Origin of the sequence: Sinorhizobium sp. 8-89 (assembly GCF_030124325.1) — a bacterium.
GTDB lineage: Bacteria > Pseudomonadota > Alphaproteobacteria > Rhizobiales > Rhizobiaceae > Sinorhizobium.
This window is the reverse complement of the sequence record NZ_JASKLR010000022.1, coordinates 19693-42419: the sequence shown is the minus strand read 5'-3', so window position 1 is coordinate 42419 and position 22727 is coordinate 19693. Positions and strand designations below refer to the sequence as shown.

Sequence of the window (22727 nt, the reverse complement as noted above, 5' to 3'; positions counted from 1 at the left end):
CGCCGCTACACTGCGCGGTAGTGGCCAAGTCGTTCGGGCAGCTCGCGTCAGCGGCCACCCGGCGAGCAGGTGGCCTAAATGGAATCGTCGACAATGACGACGGGGCGGCCCAGAGAACACGCCTCGACGCGGGCTTCGACGCGATAGACGGATTTCAGCATTTCGGTCGTGATCACCTCGGGGGTCGGGCCGCTGGCGACCACCGATCCGTGGCTGATCACGATCGTATCGTCGCAATAGCGCAGCGCGTGGTTCAAGTCGTGCAAAGCGATCAGCACTGCCATTCCGGATTGCGCCGACAACCGCTTCATGAAGCCGAGCACCTCGATCTGGCGGAAGAGGTCGAGCGCCGACGTCGGCTCGTCCATCAACAGGACTTCCGGCTTGCGCACCAGCGCCTGCGCGATCGAGACGAGCTGGCGCTGGCCGCCGGAAAGCTCGCCTAGACCGCGGAACGCCAGGTCGTCGATCCGGAGCGCCGCGAGCACCCGGTCGATTTCCGCAAGCTCTTCATCCTTGACCTTCCAGCCGGAGCCCTGCTTGGCCGAAAGCAGCACCGACTCGTAGACGGTTAGCACCGCATTCGCTCCGGTATCCTGCGGCATGTAACAGATCGCTTCCGGCCCCTTGGCGGTGTCGGAGAGCTGGACGAGGCCAGGGCCGGCTGCAAGCCCGGCGATGCGCTTGAAGAGCGTCGACTTTCCGGCGGCATTCGGACCGATGACGGCGGTCAGGCCGCCACCCCGCAACATGCCCGTACTGACGTCGGACAGCACCACGCGCCGGCCGTATGTCGCGCCAACCTTCTCCAGCGTCAGGGCTACCATGACCGTCTCCTGTTGGTGAAAATCAGCGCGAAGAAGAAGGGAACACCGACGAGCGCCGTGATGATGCCGATCGGCAGTACCGCGCCGGGAATGAGCATCTTGCTGACGACGGACGTCACCGAGAGCAGCAGCGCACCGCAAAGAACGGAAGCGGGCAGGAAGAAGCGCTGATCCTCGCCGACGAGCATCCGGGCGATATGCGGCCCCACGAGACCGACGAAGCCGATGGTGCCGACGAAGGAGACCGGGATAGCCGCAAGCAAACTGACCGTCAGCATCGTCTCCAGCCGCAGGCGGCGCACGTTGATGCCGAAGCTTGCCGCCTTGTCGTCGCCGAGCCTCAGCGCCGTCAGCGCCCAGGCGTGGCGCGCAAAGAGCGGCACGGCGAAGACGAGCACGGCGCCGGTGATCCAGACCTTCGGCCAGGTTGCCTTGGTGAGGCTCCCCATGGTCCAGAACACGACGGCGGCGAGCGCCTGCTCGGAAGCCAGATATTCAAGCAGCGACAGGGCCGCGTTGAAGGTGAAGACGAGGGCGATGCCGATGAGCACGATCGTCTCCACGGTCACCCCGCGCATGGTCGAGGCGAAATGGATGAAGAGTGCCGCCACCATCGCCATCAGGAAGGCGTTGATCGGCACCATGTAGTGAACCGCGACGGGAAAGATCGCCACGCCTGCGACGAGGCCAAGCGCCGCGCCGAAACCGGCGGCGGCGGAAATGCCGAGCGTGAAGGGGCTCGCCAGCGGGTTGGCGAGGATCGTCTGCATCTGCGCGCCGGCCACCGAAAGCGACGCGCCGACGGTGACCGCCATCAGGGCGATCGGCATGCGGATGTCCCAGATCACCACGCGAAGCTGGTTGCCGACCGTCTCCGGCGAGAACAGCGCCGCCAGCACGTCGGTGAGCGGATAGTTGGCCGGCCCGAGCGCCATGTCGACCGCGACCGACACGAAGAGCGCCGTGACGAGACAGGAGATCAGCAGCAACCGGCGCAGCACGAGGGCGCGGTAACGCCCGCGCCCCGCGACACCGGAGAATTCCCCCACCGCCGCAACCATCATTCACCTCCTTGCGGAAGCGAGACGAAATAGCCCGGACGATAGGCGACCGGCAGGAATTTCTCGTGGAATTCGCGGAACGTCCGATCCGGATCGATGTCGGCAAAAAGCTCCGGATGGAACCACTTTGCAAATTGCTGGATCGGCACGAACTCGTAGGGCGCGCCGTAGAACTGGTGCCAGACGGCATGCACCCTGCCCTCTTTCACCGCCTTGAGGGTGGTGAAACCCGGGCGCTGCATCAGCGCCGCCAGCCTTTCCCGGGCCGCCGCAGGATCGGCACCGCGGCCGACATTCACGAACTGGTTGAGATCGGACTCGGCCGCCCAGTTGCTGCCGGTGACGATCACATGGTCCGGATTGGCGACGACGAGTTGTTCGGGATTGAGATCAACGAAGGTTGTTGTGGCAACATCCGAGCCGATATTGTGGCCGCCCGCCTTTTCCACCATCTCGCCGAAATTGGCAGGTCCAAACGTCCTGCAGCAGGCGGTTTCGCCGGTGATGCCGGGCGAGCGCTCGATGAAGACCTTCGGGCGCCCAATCGCGCCGGCGGCCGCCAGACGATCGGTCACCAGCGCGATCTGGGCCTGACGCCAGGCGATGAACTCCTTGGCCCGCGCCTCTGCCCCAAAAAGTTCGCCGAGGATTTCGACGGATTTCACGCTGTTCTTCGCCGGATCGACGCGGAAGTCGAGAAAGACGACGACGATACCGGCGGCGGCCGCCTTTTCGATGAAGCCGGATTCCTCGACCGCCTGCTGCGCTTCGAGATTCAGCGTCAAAACATCCGGCTTCAGTGCGATCGCCGCTTCGAGGCTGAAATCGCCGCTCGGTATGTAGCCGAACAGCGGCAGGTCTTCGATCGCCGGAAAACGCTCGCGATAGGCCGTATAGGAATCCGGGTCCTTCTTGATCAGGTCATCGCGCCAGCCGACGATCGTGTCGAAGACGTGCTCGCCCTTCAATGCCGCCGCCACATGAATCTGCCGCGCCTCGCCAAGCAGCACCCGCTTGGCCGGGAGATCGAGCTCGACCCGGCGACCGGTGACATCGGTGATTTCCGCGGCCATGGCCGGTACAGCGATGAACGCCGCCACGGCGATCAGCGCCGGGAAAAGTCTCTTGAACAGTGACATCTGCAAATGCAAACCTCTTGATGGCGGCGCCGGGGAGTCTCCCTTCCCTCCGGCGCCTGAACCGTTATTGACCGACATTCAGCGAGACGAAGTAGCCACCCTTGTAGGGAAGAGGCAGGAAGCGCTCGTGCAGTTCCTTGAACGTCGCCTCTGGATCGAGATCCTTGAAGAGGTCCGGATGCAGCCATTTGGCGATCTGCTGGACGGCGACGAACTGATAGGGATTGTTGTAGAACTGGTGCCAGATGGCGTGGACGTTGCCATCCTTGACCGCCTTGACGCCGGTAAAGGCGGCACGCTTGGTCAGGTTGTCGAGCTTGCGGCGCGCTTCCGACTCGTCGGCGCCATAGCCGACGCCGACCCAGTCACCGCCGGGAACATAACCCTGCCAGTTACCACCGGTGATGATGATCTGGTCCGGGTTTGCGGCGATGATCTGCTCCGGATTGACCGTGCCGAACGTGCCCGGGATAATGTCTTTCGCCATGTTCACGCCGCCGGCGAGTTCGACCATCTTGCCGAAATTCTCATTGCCGAAGGACATGCAGCAATCGTCGGAATAGCCGCCGGCGCGTTCGACGAAGACTAGCGGCTTCTTCGCGTCGGCGTTGGCGAGCACGCCGGTCACCTTAGCGATATTGTCGGCGCGAAACTTGATGAACTCCTCGGCCTTGTCCTCTTTGCCGAGTAGCTTGCCCATGATGCGCATGCTCGGTTCGGTGTTCTCCATCGGCTTCTCACGGAAATCGACATAGACGAGCGGAATGCCGACCTTGCCGAGCTTTTCGATGTAGCCGGCTTCCTCCGTCGCCGTCTTGGCGTCGACATTCATCAGGATGACATCCGGCTTCAGCGCCACGGCCTGCTCGATGTCGAAGGTTCCGTCCTTCATGCCGCCGAAAGCCGGTAGCTTGGCAATGTCGGAATATTTGGCGAGATAGGCGGCATAGCTTTCGGGGTCGGCCTTGGCCAGGTCGTCGCGCCAGCCGACGACGCGTTTGAAAGGCTCTTCGCGGTCGAGCGCGGCGAGGAAATAGATCTGGCGCCCTTCGCCGAGAATCACGTGCTCGACCGGCGCCTCGACCTCGACCTCACGGCCCGTGACGTCTTTGACCGTGACCGTTTCAGCCCAGGCCGGTGCTGAAAAAAGCACGCAGAAACCCATGGCGGCGGTGGCCACCCTGTTGAAAAGCCTCATTGTTCTTCGCTCCGCTAAAAATTGGGGCGATCTAATATTTCATGACTTTATCAGTCAACATATATCTTTTAGAACGCTTCCAAACACGATGCATGTCGCCCGAAGTGTGCAGCGGTTTAGGGGCAACGACATGCACAAGAATAGGTAGATAAAGCGCGTCGCATGCTTGTGACGCGCTTTAGCGGATGAGGTCGATATGAGCGACGTGGCAGAGCAGCGGAACTACAATCTTCGCGACGAGATCAAGATCTACTGGTCGGAGCGCGCGGCAACCTTCGATCTTTCCCCCGGGCATGAGATTTTCTCCGAGGAGGAGCGCGCAGCGTGGCACCGACTGATCCGGCGCCATCTCGGCGAAGGCGAAGGCCGCGCGGCCCTGGATCTCGCGAGCGGCACCGGCGTCGTCTCGCACCTGCTCGACGATCTCGGCTTCCGGGTGACCGGCCTCGACTGGGCCGAGCCCATGCTCGAGCGGGCGCGCAACAAGGCGCGCGAGCGCCGGCGCAAGATTTCATTCCGCATGGGTGATGCCGAAAACACGATGGAGCCGGACGATCACTACGACGCGGTCGTCAACCGGCATCTGGTCTGGACGTTGGTCGACCCGGCCACCGCCTTTGCGGAATGGCTGCGGGTGCTGAAACCGGGCGGCAGGCTGCTGATCGTCGACGGCGACTTCGTCAATACGAGCGCGCTGGAGTGGCTCTTCTCGAAGCTCAGCGGCTGGGGTCAGCGCGCCGGGCTTCTCAAGGCCGACACGCCGTCCGGATCGCGCGAAATGATGGAGACCCACAGGAGCATTCTCTCCCGCGTCCACTTCTCACGCGGCGCGCGTGCCGAGGACGTGGCCGAACTCCTGCGCATGACCGGATTCGTCGATGTCGAGATCAATACCGATCTCGGCGAAATCCACCGGACGCAGGCGAAGAACTGGAATGTCTTCAAGGCGCTCGCGCGCAAAAGCCAGCACCGCTACGCGATCCGGGCACGCAAGCCGTCGAACTGAGATGGGGCCGGCGATCGCCAGCTGCCTGAATGAGGAACGGCCCGGATGCGATCCGGCGCGAGGACGAGATAGCTACCGCTCTTCAGCCTGCTCGGCCAGGCGCTTGAGGCCGGGAATGTCGCACAGGACGAGCTTCTGCCTGCCGCCCTGGACAAGGCCCCGCCCCTCCCAGGCGCTGAGAATTCGCGAGACCGTGTGCAGCGTCGTGCCGGTCATTTCGGCGATGTCCTGACGGGAGATCGGGAAGTCGATGCGGACGCCGCTCTCCTCCCGGCGGCCGGCCTTTTCGGCAAGTCGCAGCACCGCATGCGCAACGCGCCGTTCGACTTCCTCGGTCGACATTTCGCGGATTCGCGTATGCGCCTCGTCCAGCCGCTGACCAATCGTGTGCATGGCGTTGACGGCGAGATGTGGGTTCATCTCGACGAAAACGCTCCAGAGTTCCGTCGGCCAGGCGAGCACAAGGCTCTCCGTTGCCGACGTTGCGGTGCCGGGATAGTCATTGCGCTGAAGGGCGCGGGCAAAGCCGAAGAGGTCGCCGGGATTGACGACGCGAACGATGATCTGCTGCCCGTCCCGCGTGACCTGGGTCACCTTCAGGCGTCCATGCAGCAACAGGTAAAAGAAATCCGCCATACCTCCCTGCTCGAACACCGCCTCGTTTTGCGGGACACGCCGGACGGTCGCGTGCGCCAGCAGCTGATCGAGCTCCTGGTCGCTCATCTTCTGAAACAATGGGAGTGATTTTACGAGTGTTCGGTCGAGCGCGGCCACGTCGTTCCTTGTCTTCTGCCGTTCCGATATCGCGGCTGCTATACCATACAGCACCGGAGCAAGAAAGGACCGACCCGCGTCCTTGTCGTCCGCGCAGGCCCCGACGGCCGGCCCGGACGGCATGTGCGCTGTCATACCGCACCCTCGCGACGCCGTTCGAAGGCATAGAGCAAACGGGCGTACCAGCGATCGTCGCGCACCAGGCGGAAGCCGAGATTGTCCGGCGGAACGCCGACGGCACAGCCGCCGCTCTTCGGCTCGCGTATGAAGAAACTCATGGAGGCGCGGTGCTTGCCGTCGACCACATAGATGCCGCAGGCTGGCTGCTCCTTCAGCACCTCGCCGCGATCGCCGATCGTCACCCGGCGATGGCACGTCCTGGTCCATTCCCAGACATTACCACCGACATCCGCCACGCCATATTCGTTCTCGCCAAATGTACCGCGCGGCTGAGGCCGCGGATCCGGCGATTTCTGGCGGCTTGCCTCACGCTCGTAGTCGGCGAGCCAGCGCAGCGCCGGGTTGTCGCTTTCGGCGTCGATCCCCAGCGCATCGTCGGGAAATTTGCTGCCGGCGGCGAAGGCCCATTGCTCGTCGGTCGGAAGCCGCCAGACCTCTCCTGTCTGCGCCGTAAGCCACTTGGCGTAGTTCTCTGCGTCGCTGTAGTTGACGCCCGTGACCGGCACGTCCTCGCCGCCGTCCCCGGCCTCCGGCGCCTCGCAGGCGCCATCCTCGACACAACGGCGATATTCACCGCGGCTCACCTGGTACTTGGTGATCGCGAACGGCGCCCTGAGCGCGGCATCAACCAGAGGCGCGTCGACGGCCAAACCCCGTTTCAGGAAGTGCCCTTCAGCGCGATAGCGCATCTGTCTCGGCCCGATGACGACGGTCTCCGGCCCTTTGACCTCAAGGCCGGAGACCGGCCCCACCGGATCGAACAGGCCGAGTTTCGCCGACAGTGTCACGCCGAGCGCGACGAGCAGGGCCGCCGGCACGGTCAGCGACAGGATCGACGGCGAAGTTTTCCGGTTCTTCTTGCTCATGGCCTGGTTTCCGGATGGGACATTTGTCGCGGCCGACGCGGGGAGGTTTAATGCCCCCGCGGCGACATTTCGTAAGTATCAGCTTACATCGATGCCGGCTTGACCACCGACGTCATCAGATCGTCGTCCCATTCCCCGGTGACCTTGAAATGGCCGGCCGCGCCGAGTTCGAACGCTTCGATCAGATTGTGGTTGACATAGGCATAGATGCCGGGCTGCCGGAATGTGTAGAAGGCCGCGCCGGCCGTGCCACCGGGGATGAGCCATGTCTCCTGATCGAGCTCCGGCGGATTGCGGAACTTGCCGGTTGCCCAGACATAGTCACCATGTCCGCCGATCAGATGCGGCCGCGTATCGCGGTTCGCCTGCGAATGGATGATCAGCACCCGTTCGCCGACGGCGGCGGTCAGCGCGTTGTCGCCGGTGAGCGCGCCCACGGCGCCGTTGAAGACGACGTGCGTCGGGGTCAGCGTGCGCATGGCCTTGACCGTGTCCTCATAGGCGTCGCCGGGGGTTTCATACTTCTTGTAGTTGCCGGCCTCGTCGCGCGGTACGTAGAAATCCTGCTCGCCGACATAGTAGACGCGGTCATAGGTGAGCGGTTGGCCCTTTTCGTCCTTGAGGCCGTCGCGCGGCAGCACCATGATTGCGCCGTTCATGCCCGAGGTGACATGCCAAGGCACCATGCCTTCCGGCGCACAATGGTAGACGAATGCACCCGGCTTGGTTGCCTTGAAGCGCAGAACCGCTTCTTCGCCGGGATTGACTTTCGTCAGGCCGCCGCCGCCGAGCGCACCGGTCGCCGAGTGAAAGTCGATATTGTGCAACAGCGTATTGGTGTCCGGGTTGATCAGCGTGAGTTCGACATAGTCGCCCTCGTGCACAACCATCAGCGGCCCCGGCACCGAGCCATCGAAGGTCATCGCGTTGATTTCCGTTCCGTCGCCGTCGATCACAAGTTTCTTTTCCTGAATGGTCATCGTGAATTCGACTATGCGGGGACCCGTCTTGGCCACCTGGTCATGAGCATGGACGAAAGGCGGCTTAACGAGGTCCACCTTCACGCGGGGCAAGGTCGAGATGTCGACCGGCGGAGTGGCTGCCGCGGCCGCGGGCGCCGCCTGCGCGGTCGCTGTCTGCAAGAGTGGCGTCAAGGCGCCTGCGAAAGCCGCGCCGGCGAGAACCGTCCTGCGGGTCATCTGAAGCTGTTCACTCATCATCGCTCTCCTTTTGCATGATCATGACACCGGGATTGGCTTGTCTAAAGATCACGCCGATATTCAACGTGTTACGGTTGCCATTGCCCCCGCGGGCGGCTCACCGTTGCTTTGATCGCTGCTCTTTCAGCTTTCGTATTCCAAGTAGAACCAGATCCCATCGGCATCTTTGTGTTGGAACAAACGTTTCCTGCCGCTTCGCCTATTTTGGCAAAATCACGTGCGCACTTTGTCGCACCCTCGCCAATACTTGCGTTTTAGCAAAGCTCGCCAATTACTTGCGTTTTCGCAAAGAATGGGCCTCCCCCCATGGTACTCGGTGCCATCTCGATGTCGGTCGGGATCCCGCAGACAGGATCGGACAATGTTTCATATGCGCAGCAAATCGCCGCCCCGTGGCGGCATACCGCGCGGGCTTGCCACCACCGGGCCCGTCCTCTTCTCCTATGGCTTCAGGCCGTTCTTTCTCGGCGCCGGTCTCTGGGCTATCGGCGCGATGGCCGCATGGATCGCAGCATTGAGCGCCGGTATCGATATCGCGGGGGGCTATGGCGCCGCGCACTGGCATGCCCACGAAATGCTATTCGGCTTCTCTTCCGCCGTGCTTGCGGGCTTTCTTCTGACTGCCGTGCCCAACTGGACTGGCAGGCTTCCCGTGTCCGGCCTGCCGCTCGCCGGGCTCTTCGGCCTCTGGCTTGCAGGCCGGTTGGCGCTGCTCGCAACGGATCTGCTCGGCCTAACGCTGGCGGTAGCGATCGAAGCACTGTTTCTTCCGACGCTCCTGGCGATCTGCGCCCGTGAAGTGATCGCGGGCCGGAAATGGAAGGATCTGAAGGTGATCGGGGGATTGGTGCTGCTGTCCTGCGCCAACGCGCATTTCCACCTCGCCGTGCTCGGAGGCGCTAACGTCGATACCGCTGCAAGGCTTGCGATCGGAGCCTATGTCATGCTGATCATGATCGTCGGGGGACGAATTCTCCCGAGCTTCACGCGCAACTGGCTCAGCAAGGCCGGCCGCACCGATTTTCCGGTGCCCTATAATCGCCTTGATACGACGGCGATTCTGACGGGCATCGCCGCGCTCGCTTCCTGGGCGCTGACGCCGGAGCATGCTCTGACCGCGGCAATCGCAATCGTCGCTTCCCTGCTTCACATTGTCCGCCTGCTTCGCTGGCGCGGCTGGACGACCTATCCCGAAAAGCTGCTCGTCGTGCTGCACGTCGCCTATGCCTTCGTGCCTCTGGGATTCGCGGGGATTACCGCCGGCGCGCTCGGCCTGCTCGGGGAATATCCGGTGATGCATGTTCTGACCGTGGGAGTCATAGCCTGCATGATGCTGGCGGTGATGACCCGCGCGAGCCGGGGACACACCGGTCGGCCGCTGACGGCGTCGCCCGTCACCAGTGCATCCTACGTGGCGCTCATCTGCGCCGCGCTGGTGCGGCCCTTCGCGGAAATCGTGCCGTCCTGCTACCACATCCTAGCAGCCGCATCGGGCGCCTTGTGGATATGCGCATTCGCGCTGTTCTGCCTGGAATACGGACCGATGCTGGTGTGCAACCGCCGCTCGCCGCGCGCCGCGGCCTGAGATCGGTTGGAAGTCGTTATCAAACATAGAGGCGTGCCGGTGGCCTGCCGGCAGGCTCCTACTGCTTCAGTCGCAACAGGGCCTTTCGGGCTTCGTCAGCCAGGGCGTGGTCCGGGTGACGGCGAATGAAGCGTTCATAAGCTTCGACCGTATTCTTCGCCTTCACGCGCTCGAACTCGGACCTGACGGCGGTTTCGGGATCCGGTGGTTTCTGCATCTGCACCCCACCTGCGTTCGTTGCGCTTGGCAAGGAAGTCGACAGGCCCATCGCCAAGATGGCCAGGCCAACCGATTTCAATAATCCGCGCATGGCCACAAAAATGTCTCCAATTTTAACGATCGGCTTATGAGAATCGTATCTCGTGAAGGCATATCGTCCCAATCGCGAGCTTCCTGGCGCATGGCGCCGCTACTCACGATCGGGAAATTTGCATGAGCGGAACGGGCAAATCCATCAAAATTGTGAAGGCAACCGGGAACAGTCTGATCGATGGTGTTCTCTCAAGTGCTGCGTGGAGCGGCGCGATCACCTATGTCTTTCCAACGTCGGCCGGCAGCTACAGCTACAGCGGGGAAAAGAACAGCGGTTTTGCCGCCGTATCGGCCGCTCAGCGAAACGCCGCGCTGTTCGGCATGGAGCAATCGTTCGGTTCCGCCGCCAATGACGGTTTTTCCGTCGAAGGCTTCACCAACGCCAGTTTCGCGGCCGGCAGCGCCAGCTCCGCGACGGTTCGGTTCGCGCAGTCGAAGCTGCCGAGCACGGCCTACGCCTATTATCCGGGCACCAACGCTGAAGCTGGCGATATCTGGTTCGGCACCGCCTATGCCGGCACCGCCAACGACTATCGCACGGCCGTGGCCGGAAATTACGCCTGGCATACGCTGCTGCACGAGCTCGGACACGCACTCGGGCTCTCGCACGGGCACGAAGCCGACGACTACGGGGCGCTGCCCGCGCAATACAATTCGATCGAATACTCGATCATGACCTACAGCGGCTTCGTCGGATCCGGCAATACCTATTGGTACGAGCGCTTTGGCGCTCCGCAAACCTTCATGATGGCCGACATCGCGGCGCTACAGGAAATGTACGGCGCCGATTTCTCGACCAACAGCGGCAACACCGTCTACAAATGGACCCCCGGCAGCGGCGCCACGCTGGTGAACGGCGCAACGGCCATCGCCCCGGGAGCCAACCGCATTTTCGCAACAGTCTGGGATGGCGGCGGCACCGACACCTACGACCTCTCGGCCTACAACACCGGGCTCAAGGTCGACTTGCGGCCGGGCCAAGCCTCGACCTTCAGCGAGGATCAGCTCGCCTATCTGGGCGGCGGCCCGAACGGCGGCTTCGCACGCGGCAATGTCTTCAACGCCCTGCTCTACCACGGCGACACGCGCTCGCTGATCGAAAGCGTCCTGGGCGGATCGGCCAGCGATTCGATCACCGGCAACCTGGCCGCCAATACGCTGCGCGGCAATGCCGGCAACGACACGTTGAACGGCGACAGCGGCAACGACTGGCTCGACGGCGGCATCGGCAATGACGGCCTCTCGGGCGGGGCGGGTGCCGACGTGCTCTATGGTGGCGCCGGAGCAGACAGGCTGATTGGCGGGACCGCCGCCGACAGGTTTCTTTTCAGGACGCTCACGGATACGACAGTCGCGACGACCGGCCGCGACACGATTTACGATTTCGTCGCCTCGCAATCGGACAGGATCGATCTCTCTGCGATCGACGCCAATTCAGCCGCGACCGGCAACCAGGCGTTTGTCTTCGTCGGAACAGCCGCGTTCGCCGGAGGGAAGGGCGAATTGCGCTACGTCCAAGGGGCGTCCGACACCTATATCTACGGCGACGTTAACGGCGACCGGAAGGCGGATTTCGCCATTCACCTCGATGATGCCGCTGCCCTGCAGAAGGGCTATTTCGTTCTCTGAGCGAGGTGCGCCTTGCGAAAAGGGTTGGCGGCCGGGATTTCACGTCGCCTCTCATCGATCGTATGGCTCTCTACAGCGCCGCGCGTCCAGTCGGACGCGCGAAGGTCGCTGTAGCATTTGGAATTACTGCATGAGTCGTCCTTAAATCGATTCCGATTTAGGAATCATGCAGTAGCCGCGGCCATCCTGTCCGGTGTCCAGGGCGGCTCGTAGGTCAGCCGCACCTCGGCATATTCGACGCCGGGGACATACCAGACGCAGTTCTGTACCGCCTCCTTCAGGAAGGCGGTCGCCGGGCAGCCCTTCACGGTGGTCGTCATGGCGACGCGCACGACGCCTCCCTCCAGCACCTCGATGTCATAGATAAGGCCGAGATCAACGACGTTCGATCCCAGTTCCGGATCGATGATGATGCGAAGCGCGTCGCGGATCCGCTCGACCAAGTCCCCGGTATCAGGCGCCGACATGGTGGACCGGCTTTCCGACGCGAATGAGGATGCGATAGACCTCGCCGCTCGCATCGAAATTTCCGGCCCAGCGATGGCCGCGTTTCGCCAGTTCGGGATAGAGAAAGAGCGGTTCGCGCGAAAGCAAGGCGAAAAGCACTTCGCCGACTTCCATCTTCTCGAGCGCGGCAAGGATGCGCACCATCGGCTCCGGTGGATCGAGCTCGGTCAGATCGAGCTGGCGCACCGGATCCGGCCATCCGTCCAGGTCCATGTCCCCAGCCGACATGCGGACATCGTCGATATCGCCCTCGGGGGTGAACAGCACGAGCCAATCGCCGCCGCCGAGGGCCTCTTCCTGGTGGGAAAATCCGCGCCCGGCCATGACGCTGAAAAGCGGCACCGGCCTGAACGAGGCGATGAGCTTCAGGCCCTGTCCGGGGGCCAGATTGTCGACGGCATTCATGATCACCTGAAAGGGATCACCGCCGCCGCGCAGGATCGGCCGGACATCGAGTTCATGGGGTTCGGGGCTCATGGCTGTCTCCATAACTGAAGGGATGGCAGGAAAAGATGCGGACGGACCGCACCCGTCGGCAAGCGAAGGCTGGCCGGTACGTTCGCGAGCCGACGCGCCCGGGTGAACTCCAGGACGAGCGCGAGGATCGCGACCAATTGGCAAAGGCTGGCAAGCCGGAAGAGCGGCACCGCGCCGACCGAGAGACTGAGGGTGGCAATCAGGACGGACGCGTAGAACGCTCGAAACCAGCCGAACGCCCGCCTTTCGACGACCAGGTCCTGGACCCGCGGTGTCGGGGTTCGGCCAAGCGCGGGGCCGTAGCATTCGAGCCAGGTCATGAAAGGAATGATCTTGTAAAGTTGCGCAAGGCCCATGCCCGTAAGCCAGCCGAAAGCCACAAGATAAACGAGCGAGCCAATACCCTGTTCCATGCGACCGGTGACGAGCAGCCCTACGAGAAGGACGGCGGCGGCGATGAGGGCGCCAAAGGCGCCGATGCTGGCGCGGGCGTTAAGCTCGATTTCCCGCCTCCTTCGCTCCCGGTAGATCCTGAAGATGTCGCTGGCATAGACCACGACCGCAAGCATGCCAAGAAAGGCTGCAAGGAACAACAGGACGAGACGGCCGGACGAGCCCGCCAGGATAAGCGGAGCGACGCCGGCGACAAGGCCGAGCGCACCGCTGCCGGACAGCCAGACGATCCTGCTGCTGCGACGCTCCGCATCCGGCGACAGCATGAACATGGTCAATAGACGATAGCTGACGCCCATCGTTGTGAAGGTCATCCAGCCGCCCAGACCGAGCGCGGCATGCAGCGAAACTCCTTCCAAGGTGAGCGCGATCGCAGCATCGGACGCGCCCGCCCCGCCAAGAACGAAAGCATAGGTTCCGCCAAGCAGGATCGTCACCGCCAGTGCGGCGAGACCAACGACGACGAAACGCGCGGTCAGCGGCAGCGGACGTGCGCGCCACAGCGTCACGGCAAAGGCGACCCCGATACAGGCAAAGCCGGCTATCGTCAGGACCGCCGCCGCCGGCAGCACGATCGGCGGCAGATCGATACTGCCGGCAAGACCCACAAAACCTATGATCAGGCCGGCGATCCCGACGACGAGAAGCACGAGGGTGGGAAAGGCGAGATGGGCGCAGCAAAGCGGCCGGCCGACAAGGACCGGCACAAACTGCAGCAGCGCACCCGCCATCAGGAGGCTCAACCAGCCGAGCGCGATCGTGTGAACCAGCGCCAGAGTCTCGGGCGCCTCAATCGCAGCGGCCGGATATCCGTAGCCGAGGACCATCATCGCCTCGCCGATCAGGAGAAAGGCGAGCGCGGCCGCAAAATAGGACATGGTCCAGCGGGAAAGCGTGGCCCCGAACATTTCTATTCACCTGGTTGACCGGATCACGTGAGGCAATCGAGGTCACGTGATCAGTTCTGATAAGCAGGAGCGGCATGCCGCCGCCGCTCAATGGCTACCACAGCAGCATTCGCAACCGGAGGCCTCATGACGCCCGATCTCGACGCGCCATACGTCGGGTCCCTGTTCCAGATACTCCCAGAAGAATTCGCCCGGGTATCTCGCTTCGAGCTGGTAGTGGAGCGGTCGCGGGTCGTGGTCATTGATGAGGACGAGGGAACCACCTGCGGCGAGGGCATTCAGCATGCCGAAGATTTTCGGGTGGCGCTCCACCGGTGGAATGGTGCGGACGTCGATGGAGGGCTTTGATTCCGTTTCTGCAGTTGTCATGAGGGATCCGTTCGCCGCCGATATTGTTGAACTCTCCGGGGCAAGGCGGCGCGGTCACCCTGGATTTGAGAAAACTAGTCGGCGCGGCAACGCGACATTTTGTCGAAGCGCAAACAAATTCCGGATTGATGAACGCGTCTACTACAGCGCCGCGCGTCTTATCAGACGAGCAAAGGTAGCACTTTGGAGTGCTGCATGTTTTGCCCTTAAATCGGCGATGACTTAAGGAAACATGCAGTACTTGGCATTTCGCAAAGAACCGCACGGCATCGCGCCCTACTGTCGGCTCATGTATCACGACATGACCACAGGAGCCGCCATGCACGCCTCGATCCTTCAGAAGTACGGCGAAATGCGCCTGCCGCGTTACACAAGCTATCCGACTGCGCCGCGTTTTGCGGATACGATCGATCACGAAACCTATTCCGAATGGTTGGCGGCGATACCGCGCGAGCAAGACGTATCGCTCTATCTGCATATCCCCTTCTGCCGGTCGATGTGCTGGTATTGCGGCTGTCACACCACGATCACCCGGCAGGATGAGCCGATCCTGGACTATCTCGCGGTCTTGAAGGACGAGATCCGGATGGTGGGAGGCCGCACACGGCAGCCGCTCCCGATCGGCGAAGTGCATTTCGGCGGCGGCACGCCGACGATCATCGAGCCGGAGGAATTCCTTGCGCTGATGAATCTGTTGCGCGAGCAATTCTCCTTCACCGGCTCAACCGGCATCGCGGTCGAGATCGATCCGCGCCGGCTGACGGTCGAGATGGCGGAAGCGCTTGGCGCCGGCGGCGTCACCCGGGCCAGTCTCGGCGTGCAGAGCTTTGACCCGGTCGTCCAGAAGGCCATCAACCGCATCCAGAGCGAGGCGCAGACGGCGGACGCCGTTCATCATCTGCGCCGCTCCGGCGTCGACAACATCAATTTCGACCTGATCTACGGCCTGCCGCATCAGACCGTCGACTCCTGCGTCGCAACCGCTAAAGCCGCCTTGGCGATGCGGCCGGAGCGCTTTGCCGTCTTCGGCTATGCGCACATCCCCTCCTTCAAGAAGCACCAGCGCATGATCGACGAGAACGCGCTGCCGGACGGTGCCGCCCGCAATGCCCAGGCGATGGCGATCAGCGAGACCCTCGTTGCCGCCGGCTACCGGCAGATCGGTCTCGATCACTTCGCCCTGCCGCACGACGACCTCGTAAAGGCCCAGGACGCCGGAAAGCTGCGGCGCAATTTTCAGGGCTACACGACCGACAATTGCGAGACTCTCATCGGTTTCGGCGCCTCCGCCATCGGCCGTTCCCAGGAGGGCTATGCGCAGAACGAAGTTGCGCCCGGCCTCTACGCCCGCCACATCGCGTCCGGTCGCCTGGCGACGGCAAAGGGATATCGCCTGACCCGCGAAGACCGCATGCGGGCTGAGATCATCGAAAGGCTGATGTGCGACTTCAGCGCCGACGTTGATGCGATCGCAGCGGCCCACCGTTTCGACGCCCATCGGCTTATCGATCAAAACGCCAAGCTCGCGGCGCTTGCCGAAGACGGCGTTGTGGACGTTGCCGGCTGCATCATCCAGGTACGGCAGGATCACCGCTTCGTCGTTCGCGCCGTCGCCGCCGCTTTCGATGCCTATCTCGAGCAGTCGCAAAGGACGCATAGCAAGGCTGCGTGAGGAACAGATACGGCATGCGAAAGCGCGGCTCGAGCGCCTCTCACCAAAGCGCGGCTAGCCTTTGTCACCGGCGAACGCGATCGGGTTGCCATCGGGGTCTCGCACGATGAAGGTGCGAGCGCCCCACGGCTCTGTCCTCAAGCTTTGGGGGAATGTCACGCCTGCGCCTTGGAATTCCAGGAATAGCGGCTTGGCATCGTCAAGGGTGAGTGTTGCGGAAAGAGCATCACGTTCCCTCTCCCGAAAGCCGCTGTCAAAAACAGGGCCGCCGAAGTGTAGCAGCTGCTTCAAGGGGAGCGGCCCGGTGAGGCTCGATGAGAAGCCGGCGCAGCACCGCCGAATGAGGTTTCAACGCCCTCATGCGGTCGGTGCCGAGCTTGACTCTCGCGCGTCTTCCCCGAGCTCTGAGCTGCCTTATCCAGCAAGCCCGCGATAGATGGCGGGAAGTGCGGCCGGTAGCCGGGCAATGTTGCCGACCATGGCATAGCCGTTCTGACCGAACATCGTCGGCACATAGGATCGCGCCTCGCGGTCGACGGTGACGGCAAAGGTGCTGATCCCGCTTCGGCGCGCCTCCGACACGGCACGCCGGCTGTCTTCCAGCGCGAAGCGCCCCTCGTAGTGGTCGACGTCGTTCGGCTTGCCGTCGGTCAGTACCAGAAGCAGTTTTTTGCGGTTCGGCTGCCTGCGGAGTTCGGCCGAGGCGTGCCGGATCGCCGCGCCGATGCGGGTGTAATAACCGGGCTTGAGCGCGGCGATCCGCGCCTCGACGAGACCGTTCATCGGTTCATTGAAAGCCTTGACGGTTTCGACCCGCACCCAGTCGCGCCGGCGCGACGTGAAGGTCAGGATCGAATGGTTGTCGCCGCAAGCGGCCAAGCCATGCGCCAGAATCGTCAACGCCTCCTTCTCGACATCGAGAACGCGGTGGTTATCCGACCAGGAATCGGTCGACAGGGAAACGTCGACAAGGATGGTGACGGCGAGATCGTGCGCCTGCGGCCGGCTCATCAGGTGAATGCGGTCGCTTCCCTGGCCACCGGCCGCAAGGTCGGTGCGCGCACGAACCACGGCGTCGAGATCGAGGTCGGCACCGTCGATCTGCGCGCGCAGGATCTCGTGGCGCGGTCGCAGCACCTCGAACTGGCGCCGCACGCGACGAATGAGGCTTTGCGTTTCCGAGGTCAGCTCGGCGCGGTCGCCGAGTGCGGAAGCTGGGGAAGCCAGTACGCGGCAATGATCCTTGAGATAGGTGCCTGTACGGTAGTTCCACTCCGGATAAGTATGTTCAGCCGTCAACGGTGTGACGTCGACGGCCTCGGGGGGCAAGTCCAGATCGAACCGGAAGCGTGCGGACGGGCGCCCCTTGCGTTCGCCGAGCGTCATCTCGTCCAGCTCTTCCGCAGCCTTCGCGTCGTGGTCGTCGCTGTCGTCGGCGGGCCGGTCGACGTTGACCATCTCCGCCATCGCGAGAATCTTTTCGAAACGATTGAGAATGAACGGGCTGCGGTCGCCCTTGCGGTTTTCGGGGTTCTCGCGGGCGGCAACATGACGCTCGGTCTCGAGAGCGGGCGTCCCTGCCCTGCCCTGCGCCGGCTCATCGTCTTCGCGTCGCGTTTCGGTCTCGGCGCGCACCAATGCATCCGGCCAGAGCGGAAGCGGCAGTATCGGCAGATAACCGGGCGGTGCCCGGTGCGGAAAAATCACCGGCAAAGTGTTGTCCAGTTCCCCGGCGGCCCTCCGCAACATGCCGAGGATCCGGTTTTCGACATGCTGCTCCACGGATGGCAGCGCACCTCGGGTTCGCTCTGCAAGGACGGCTGCGGCGAGCCGGCGGTAACGCGCGCGCATGCCCGGAAACGTGTCCAACACGGCCGTGACGGTTACTTCCGCACGAGTAAGTGCGGCAAGATCGCGGCGGAGGAGATCGGCCTCCGCCAGCGGTTCCAGCGACATCGTCGCCATATAGGCGACCAGCCAGAAATAGAGGTCGCGATTGAGATCCTTGTCCGGAAAAAGATCGATTTCCGCCGGCAGCATCAGCGATGCGTGATCGCGCCCGGGCTGCGCGAGCTTTTCTTCCCCTAGGCCCACGCGCTGGCGCCATTTGAGCCTGTGGGCAGAGGTGCGACCGCGCGCCGGGGCGATCTGCACCGCGCTCTCGCCGCCGTGCCCCCGGAACGAGATCGAGAGCACCGGCAAAAGATCGGCGAGCCGCACCGCGTGCTCCGGGTGGCGCCGCCACGTGCGCGTATTGCCGATGAAGCGGTGCCAGGCACGGCCGACCGTTTCTTCCAGTTCGAGGAAATCGAGCATCGCCAGGACCTCAGGCTATCAGGGAGTCGGCCACTTCCAGCAGGGCGGCCCTGACGTCCGGCTCGTCCGTCAAAGGCTCGATCATGGCAGCACGAACAGCTTCCTTCGCCGGCATCCCGGCGTCGATCAGGCTGGCGCAGTAGACGAGCAGGCGGGTCGAAACGCCCTCTTCGAGATCGTGGCCCTTGAGCGCCCTGAGGCGCGCGGCGAGATTGACGAGCCGTGCGACCTGCGCCTCCGCAAGACCACTTTCCGCCGAGACGACGGCTATTTCCTGGGTTTTCGGCAAGAAATCGAACTCGATCGCGACGAAGCGCTGCCGCGTGCTGGGCTTCAGGCTCTTGAGAAGATTCTGGTAGCCGGGATTGTAGGATACGACCAGCATGAAACCGGACGGCGCCTCGAGCATCTCGCCGGTGCGCTCCAGCGGCAGCATGCGGCGATCGTCGGTGAGCGGATGCAGGACGACGGCGACGTCCTTACGCGCCTCGACGATCTCGTCGAGATAGCACACGCCGCACTCAGGGAAGCATGAAGTCTCAGACAGTTTAGCCCAGACCGTATCGCCGCCCTTCAAGAGGTAGCGGCCGGTGAGATCTGCTGCGGCAAGGTCGTCATGGCAGGAAACGGTCGAAAGCGGGAGGCCGAGCCTTGCCGCCATATGGCTGACAAAGCGCGTCTTGCCGCAGCCGGTCGGACCTTTCAGCAAGAGTGGCAATTGCCTGACCCAGGCGGTCTCGAACAGCGCGCATTCGTTGCCGAGCGGACTGTAGTGCGGAATGTCGGCGGTCGGGCGGGGTGCGTTCGGCAGAACGAAATTCATTGTGATCTCCGTGACAAACAGTCGAAGCAAGCGGAAGGACCGACCCCGACGCAAGTCGCGGGGTCGGCCAGGGCGATCATTCGGCAGGCTGGATCGAAGGGCTAAGCCTTGCACTCCGCTCGCGGCCTGGAACCAGCACGGCCCAGAAGAACATCAGCGCCGAGACCAGGACGACGACACCGGAACCGAGGCGGATCCAGTAGAACAGCGCCAGCTGGTCCTGCACATCCATGTAGCTTTCGCCGAGCACGCGCTGCAGGTGGACCTGCAGGACGCCCGCGAAGGTGAGTGCGAAGGTCATCACCGACATGGCCGTGCACATAGCCCAGAAGCTGACGATCGAGAGCCACTGGTTGTAGGGCTGGCGGCCGCGGATTTCCGGGATCGCATAGGCCATCACCGCAAGGTTCAGCATGACATAGGCACCGAAGAAGGCGAGGTGGCCGTGGGCCGCAGTGACCTGCGTGCCGTGGGTGTAGTAGTTCACCGAGGACAGCGTGTGCAGGAAGCCCCAGACACCGGCGCCGAAGAAGGCCATGACCGAGCAGCCGATCGACCAGAGAAGAGCCGCGCGGTTCGGGTGCTTGCGCCCGGCCTTCCAGGTCATCACGAAGGTGAAGATCACCATGGTGAAGAAGGGCGCGACTTCGAGGGTGGAGAAGAGCGAGCCGATCCACTGCCAGTAACCCGGAGCACCGATCCAGTAGTAGTGGTGACCGGTGCCGAGGATGCCGGAGAAGAGCGCCAGGCCGACGATGACGTAGAGCCACTTCTCGACGACCTCGCGGTCGATGCCGTTGAGCTTGATCATCAGGAAGGCGAGCACCGATGCCATGATCAGTTCCCAGACACCTTCGACCCACAGATGGACGACGTACCACCAGTACATCTTGTCGAGTGCCAGGTTCATCGGGTTGTAGAACGCGAACAGGAAGAAGATCGCCACACCCCACAGACCGAAGATCAGGATGTTGGTGACCGTCGTCTTGCGGCCTTTGAGGACGGTGAGGGTGATGTTGTAGAGGAACATCAGCGCCACCACGACGATGCCGACCTTGATCGCGAAGGGCTGTTCGAGAAACTCGCGGCCCTCATGAATGTGGAGAAGATATCCGACCACCGCTACGGCCGCGGCGATCAGGAAAATCCAGAACTGGGCCACGGCGATCTTGGTGCTGTAAAGCTCAGTTTCCGCTTCCTCTGGCAGGAGATAATAAGTGGCGCCCATGAAGCCCATCAGCAGCCAGACGATCAGCGCATTGGTGTGCACCATGCGCACGATGTTGAACGGCAGGAGCTCGGAGAGCGTGTTGGGCAGGACGTAGATGGTGCCGGCGAGAACGCCGAACAGCACCTGGGCGAGAAACAGGCCGAGTGCGCCATAAAAATAGAGCATCGCGACCTTCTGGGTCTGGTATTTCATGGTTCTTTACTCCAATCGCAACGCTTAGCCGGCTTCGTTCGGTGGCCAGTTCTGGGTCTTGATGCGGCTCGTCCACTCCAGGAAGTCGGCGAGGTCGTTGAGCTCCTGTTCGGTGAGATTGAATTGCGGCATCTGCCGGCGGCCTTCGACGCCGGAGGGTTGCGCCGCCATCCACGCCTTCAGCGTTTCGCGCGCGCCCTCCGGATCCTTGTCGCCGCCCCAGCGCTTCCAGACATTGCCGAGCTCGGGCGCGAAATAGGCGCCTTCGCCGAGAAGCGTGTGGCAGTTGATACAGGAGTTCTTTTCCCAGACGTGCTTGCCGCGGCCGACGGAATCCGTCAACGTCGTCTCGTCCGTCGAGGTCGTCTTCATGTAATAGTGGCTGTGGGCCGTCAGCCCGACGAATATTGCAAAGAAGAAGAAGGACCCGCCGTAGAAGACGTTTCGGGCCCCGGTCTTGGTGAGGCGTTCTGCCATCACGTGGTCCTTTCGATTTCAGATGGCCGCGAATGCGTGGCCGGCTTGATCTGATCCCCTCCCCGTTTGACGCCGCCTGCAGCGACGCCGACGAATGTCCGGGGCACGGTCCATGTCTATGGATTTCCCGCGTGCGTTCTTTGCGTTTCGGCAAACAAGGAAAGCGGTTTCAAACGGATGGCATGCCTGACGCGACGAGCTTCGCCGCTGCGAGCAGCGCGAGGACCAGCGGCCAGACGAAAAGCCCGTGCCGCATGGCGGCCGGACCGGAGCGCAGGCCCATGAAATCCAGGATGATCAGCCTGGCTTTGAGCAACGCCAGCACGAGGGCGACGAAAACGACGACAGCGGCGCGGCCTTGAAAGGCGACCGCCAGCATGCCCGAAAGGACGATGGCAACAAGCACGATCCAGGTTCGGCCGAGTTGGTTTCGAGTGCGGTCCGTCATGAGGTCATACCAGATAGATGATCGGGAACATCACGATCCAGATGAGATCGATGACATGCCAGAGGGTTGTTATCAGGGTTACATTGCCGGGCGTCTGGCGCCAGGCGACGAGAAGCAGGATCAGGCCGCCGAAGGCCACATGCATGAGGTGGAAACCGGTGATCAGGAAATAGAGCTCGAAGAAGGCACCGAACCGGGCAATGTCGCCGCTCGCGAGCTCGCCGCCATACTCCGCGAGTTTGACCGCGACGAAGACGAAGCCGAGCACGGCGGCCATGACGAGGGCACGCCGGCGCTCCCCGGGTAGGGCAGATTTGCGCGCAGCGACCGCTGCCTGCCAGCCGCTGGTCAAAAGCACCAGTGTGTTGATGCCCGCGAGCAAGGGGTTGAGTTCGTTTCGCCCTGCGGCAAATGCGTCGGTCTGCAGGAAGCCGGTGATGAGAAAGGCCGCAAGCAGGATGCCGAAGGCCGCAAGCTCGCTCCACACCAGAACCCAGAGCAGAAGTTCATCCGTGGGCGCTTCTCCTCTCGCCTCGATTTCAGTCGTCGCCCGTGCATCCATGCCACATCTCCCTTGATCGGAAATAACAGGCACTTAGGCGAGCCGGCGAGACGATGTCTTTGACATTGCGCAAGGAACCCGAGCCAAAAACCCTATATCGGCGAAGGCAACTAGAGCGGGATGAGGAAAAGTGTGCGGGGTTTTCCGGCCGCATCCCGCGTCTCAACTTATTAGAATCGATCACGTTTATGAATTTGGGTCGATTCGACCCAAATCATCGTGGTCTAGGAGTTCTTCGATGACAGACGCACAGATCGGCCTTTCGGTCGCAACCCCCATCATCATCGTTTTCGCCCTTGTCCTTCACCGCATGGGCGTGTTGCAGCGCGCGGGCACGGTCTCGGCTGTTCTATTTTCGATCGCGATCGCCGTGGTGCTCTTTCTCGACCGCTAACGGTTTTCCGTCCGGAGTTGCGTCATATCAACCCGGACTTGCGATATGTCAAAGATGCGAGCCGGTTCGCCGGCTAGACGATTGCGCTAAGTTAAATGACC

24 protein-coding genes are annotated in these 22727 nt (G+C 62.7%); 5 read left to right on the top strand and 19 right to left on the bottom strand.

Annotated features, from left to right (window positions below; translation table 11 throughout):
* Positions 1 to 74 precede the first annotated feature (74 nt).
* From QN219_RS26995 to QN219_RS26980, 4 genes are all read right to left on the bottom strand, one after another.
* The gene (locus tag QN219_RS26995) at positions 75 to 827 is read right to left on the bottom strand and encodes an ABC transporter ATP-binding protein (RefSeq protein ID WP_284003237.1); all 753 of its coding nucleotides are present in this window, start codon (positions 825 to 827) and stop codon (positions 75 to 77) included.
* Complete coding sequence (locus QN219_RS26990; RefSeq protein WP_284003235.1) at positions 821 to 1891, bottom strand: iron ABC transporter permease; 1071 nt, start codon at positions 1889 to 1891, stop codon at positions 821 to 823. Before QN219_RS26990 ends, QN219_RS26995 begins: the two co-directional genes overlap by 7 nt.
* Positions 1888 to 3027: an ABC transporter substrate-binding protein gene (locus tag QN219_RS26985; RefSeq protein ID WP_284003234.1), complete on the bottom strand. Its 1140-nt coding sequence runs from the start codon at positions 3025 to 3027 to the stop codon at positions 1888 to 1890. Before QN219_RS26985 ends, QN219_RS26990 begins: the two co-directional genes overlap by 4 nt.
* A gap of 64 nt (positions 3028 to 3091) precedes the next feature.
* Entirely contained in the window at positions 3092 to 4225 is a 1134-nt protein-coding gene (locus QN219_RS26980) for an ABC transporter substrate-binding protein (protein WP_284003233.1), read from the bottom strand.
* 196 nt (positions 4226 to 4421) lie between these two features.
* On the opposite strand from QN219_RS26980, the gene QN219_RS26975 reads away from it, so the two are divergent.
* Positions 4422 to 5231, top strand: coding sequence for a class I SAM-dependent methyltransferase (locus tag QN219_RS26975; RefSeq protein WP_284003232.1), 810 nt, complete (start codon positions 4422 to 4424; stop codon positions 5229 to 5231).
* 72 nt (positions 5232 to 5303) lie between these two features.
* On the opposite strand, the gene QN219_RS26970 is transcribed toward QN219_RS26975, so the two are convergent.
* The 3 genes from QN219_RS26970 to nirK all read right to left on the bottom strand — a co-directional run bounded on the left by QN219_RS26970 (position 5304) and on the right by nirK (position 8268).
* Positions 5304 to 6005, bottom strand: coding sequence for a Crp/Fnr family transcriptional regulator (locus QN219_RS26970; RefSeq protein ID WP_405052273.1), 702 nt, complete (start codon positions 6003 to 6005; stop codon positions 5304 to 5306).
* 131 nt (positions 6006 to 6136) lie between these two features.
* Complete coding sequence (locus tag QN219_RS26965; RefSeq protein ID WP_284003230.1) at positions 6137 to 7051, bottom strand: SUMF1/EgtB/PvdO family nonheme iron enzyme; 915 nt, start codon at positions 7049 to 7051, stop codon at positions 6137 to 6139.
* Between the two features lie 83 nt (positions 7052 to 7134).
* On the bottom strand, positions 7135 to 8268 hold the full coding sequence (nirK, locus tag QN219_RS26960; RefSeq protein WP_284003229.1) for a copper-containing nitrite reductase: 1134 nt from the start codon (positions 8266 to 8268) through the stop codon (positions 7135 to 7137).
* Between the two features lie 364 nt (positions 8269 to 8632).
* On the opposite strand from nirK, the gene QN219_RS26955 reads away from it, so the two are divergent.
* On the top strand, positions 8633 to 9856 hold the full coding sequence (locus QN219_RS26955) for an NnrS family protein (protein WP_284003228.1): 1224 nt from the start codon (positions 8633 to 8635) through the stop codon (positions 9854 to 9856).
* Between the two features lie 58 nt (positions 9857 to 9914).
* Here the strand turns inward: QN219_RS26955 and QN219_RS26950 are convergent, their stop codons facing one another.
* Entirely contained in the window at positions 9915 to 10238 is a 324-nt protein-coding gene (locus QN219_RS26950) for a hypothetical protein (protein ID WP_284003227.1), read from the bottom strand.
* Positions 10239 to 10288: 50 nt separating this feature from the next.
* Here QN219_RS26950 and QN219_RS26945 point away from each other — a divergent pair, with 50 nt between their 5' ends.
* A complete protein-coding gene (locus tag QN219_RS26945; RefSeq protein WP_284003225.1) occupies positions 10289 to 11797 on the top strand; it encodes a M10 family metallopeptidase in 1509 nt (502 codons plus the stop codon).
* Between the two features lie 164 nt (positions 11798 to 11961).
* On the opposite strand, the gene QN219_RS26940 is transcribed toward QN219_RS26945, so the two are convergent.
* The 4 genes from QN219_RS26940 to QN219_RS26925 form a co-directional block, all read right to left on the bottom strand.
* Entirely contained in the window at positions 11962 to 12264 is a 303-nt protein-coding gene (locus QN219_RS26940; protein ID WP_284003224.1) for a metal-sulfur cluster assembly factor, read from the bottom strand.
* The gene (locus QN219_RS26935; protein WP_284003223.1) at positions 12251 to 12781 is read right to left on the bottom strand and encodes a DUF2249 domain-containing protein; all 531 of its coding nucleotides are present in this window, start codon (positions 12779 to 12781) and stop codon (positions 12251 to 12253) included. Before QN219_RS26935 ends, QN219_RS26940 begins: the two co-directional genes overlap by 14 nt.
* Entirely contained in the window at positions 12778 to 14142 is a 1365-nt protein-coding gene (locus QN219_RS26930) for a hypothetical protein (RefSeq protein ID WP_284003222.1), read from the bottom strand. The genes QN219_RS26935 and QN219_RS26930 overlap by 4 nt, the downstream gene beginning before the upstream one ends.
* Positions 14143 to 14229: 87 nt before the next feature.
* Entirely contained in the window at positions 14230 to 14511 is a 282-nt protein-coding gene (locus QN219_RS26925) for a DUF2249 domain-containing protein (RefSeq protein WP_284003221.1), read from the bottom strand.
* Positions 14512 to 14830: 319 nt separating this feature from the next.
* On the opposite strand from QN219_RS26925, the gene hemN reads away from it, so the two are divergent.
* Entirely contained in the window at positions 14831 to 16183 is a 1353-nt protein-coding gene (gene hemN / locus QN219_RS26920) for an oxygen-independent coproporphyrinogen III oxidase (RefSeq protein ID WP_284003275.1), read from the top strand.
* A 54-nt stretch (positions 16184 to 16237) separates the two neighbouring features.
* On the opposite strand, the gene QN219_RS26915 is transcribed toward hemN, so the two are convergent.
* The 7 genes from QN219_RS26915 to QN219_RS26885 all read right to left on the bottom strand — a co-directional run bounded on the left by QN219_RS26915 (position 16238) and on the right by QN219_RS26885 (position 22232).
* A complete protein-coding gene (locus tag QN219_RS26915) occupies positions 16238 to 16474 on the bottom strand; it encodes a VOC family protein (RefSeq protein WP_405052272.1) in 237 nt (78 codons plus the stop codon).
* Between the two features lie 123 nt (positions 16475 to 16597).
* A complete protein-coding gene (locus QN219_RS26910) occupies positions 16598 to 18499 on the bottom strand; it encodes a nitric oxide reductase activation protein NorD (protein ID WP_284003220.1) in 1902 nt (633 codons plus the stop codon).
* Positions 18500 to 18509: 10 nt separating this feature from the next.
* A complete protein-coding gene (locus QN219_RS26905) occupies positions 18510 to 19322 on the bottom strand; it encodes a CbbQ/NirQ/NorQ/GpvN family protein (protein WP_284003219.1) in 813 nt (270 codons plus the stop codon).
* A gap of 76 nt (positions 19323 to 19398) precedes the next feature.
* Positions 19399 to 20745 (bottom strand): nitric-oxide reductase large subunit, encoded by a 1347-nt coding sequence (locus QN219_RS26900; protein WP_284003217.1) that lies wholly within the window; start codon positions 20743 to 20745, stop codon positions 19399 to 19401.
* 24 nt (positions 20746 to 20769) lie between these two features.
* Positions 20770 to 21222, bottom strand: coding sequence for a cytochrome c (locus tag QN219_RS26895; RefSeq protein WP_173511899.1), 453 nt, complete (start codon positions 21220 to 21222; stop codon positions 20770 to 20772).
* Between the two features lie 169 nt (positions 21223 to 21391).
* Positions 21392 to 21670, bottom strand: coding sequence for a cytochrome C oxidase subunit IV family protein (locus tag QN219_RS26890; RefSeq protein ID WP_284003216.1), 279 nt, complete (start codon positions 21668 to 21670; stop codon positions 21392 to 21394).
* A 4-nt stretch (positions 21671 to 21674) separates the two neighbouring features.
* A complete protein-coding gene (locus QN219_RS26885) occupies positions 21675 to 22232 on the bottom strand; it encodes a cytochrome c oxidase subunit 3 (RefSeq protein WP_284003215.1) in 558 nt (185 codons plus the stop codon).
* A gap of 238 nt (positions 22233 to 22470) precedes the next feature.
* Between QN219_RS26885 and QN219_RS26880 the strand changes: the two genes are divergently transcribed.
* On the top strand, positions 22471 to 22626 hold the full coding sequence (locus QN219_RS26880) for a hypothetical protein (protein ID WP_153439984.1): 156 nt from the start codon (positions 22471 to 22473) through the stop codon (positions 22624 to 22626).
* Positions 22627 to 22727 lie beyond the last annotated feature (101 nt).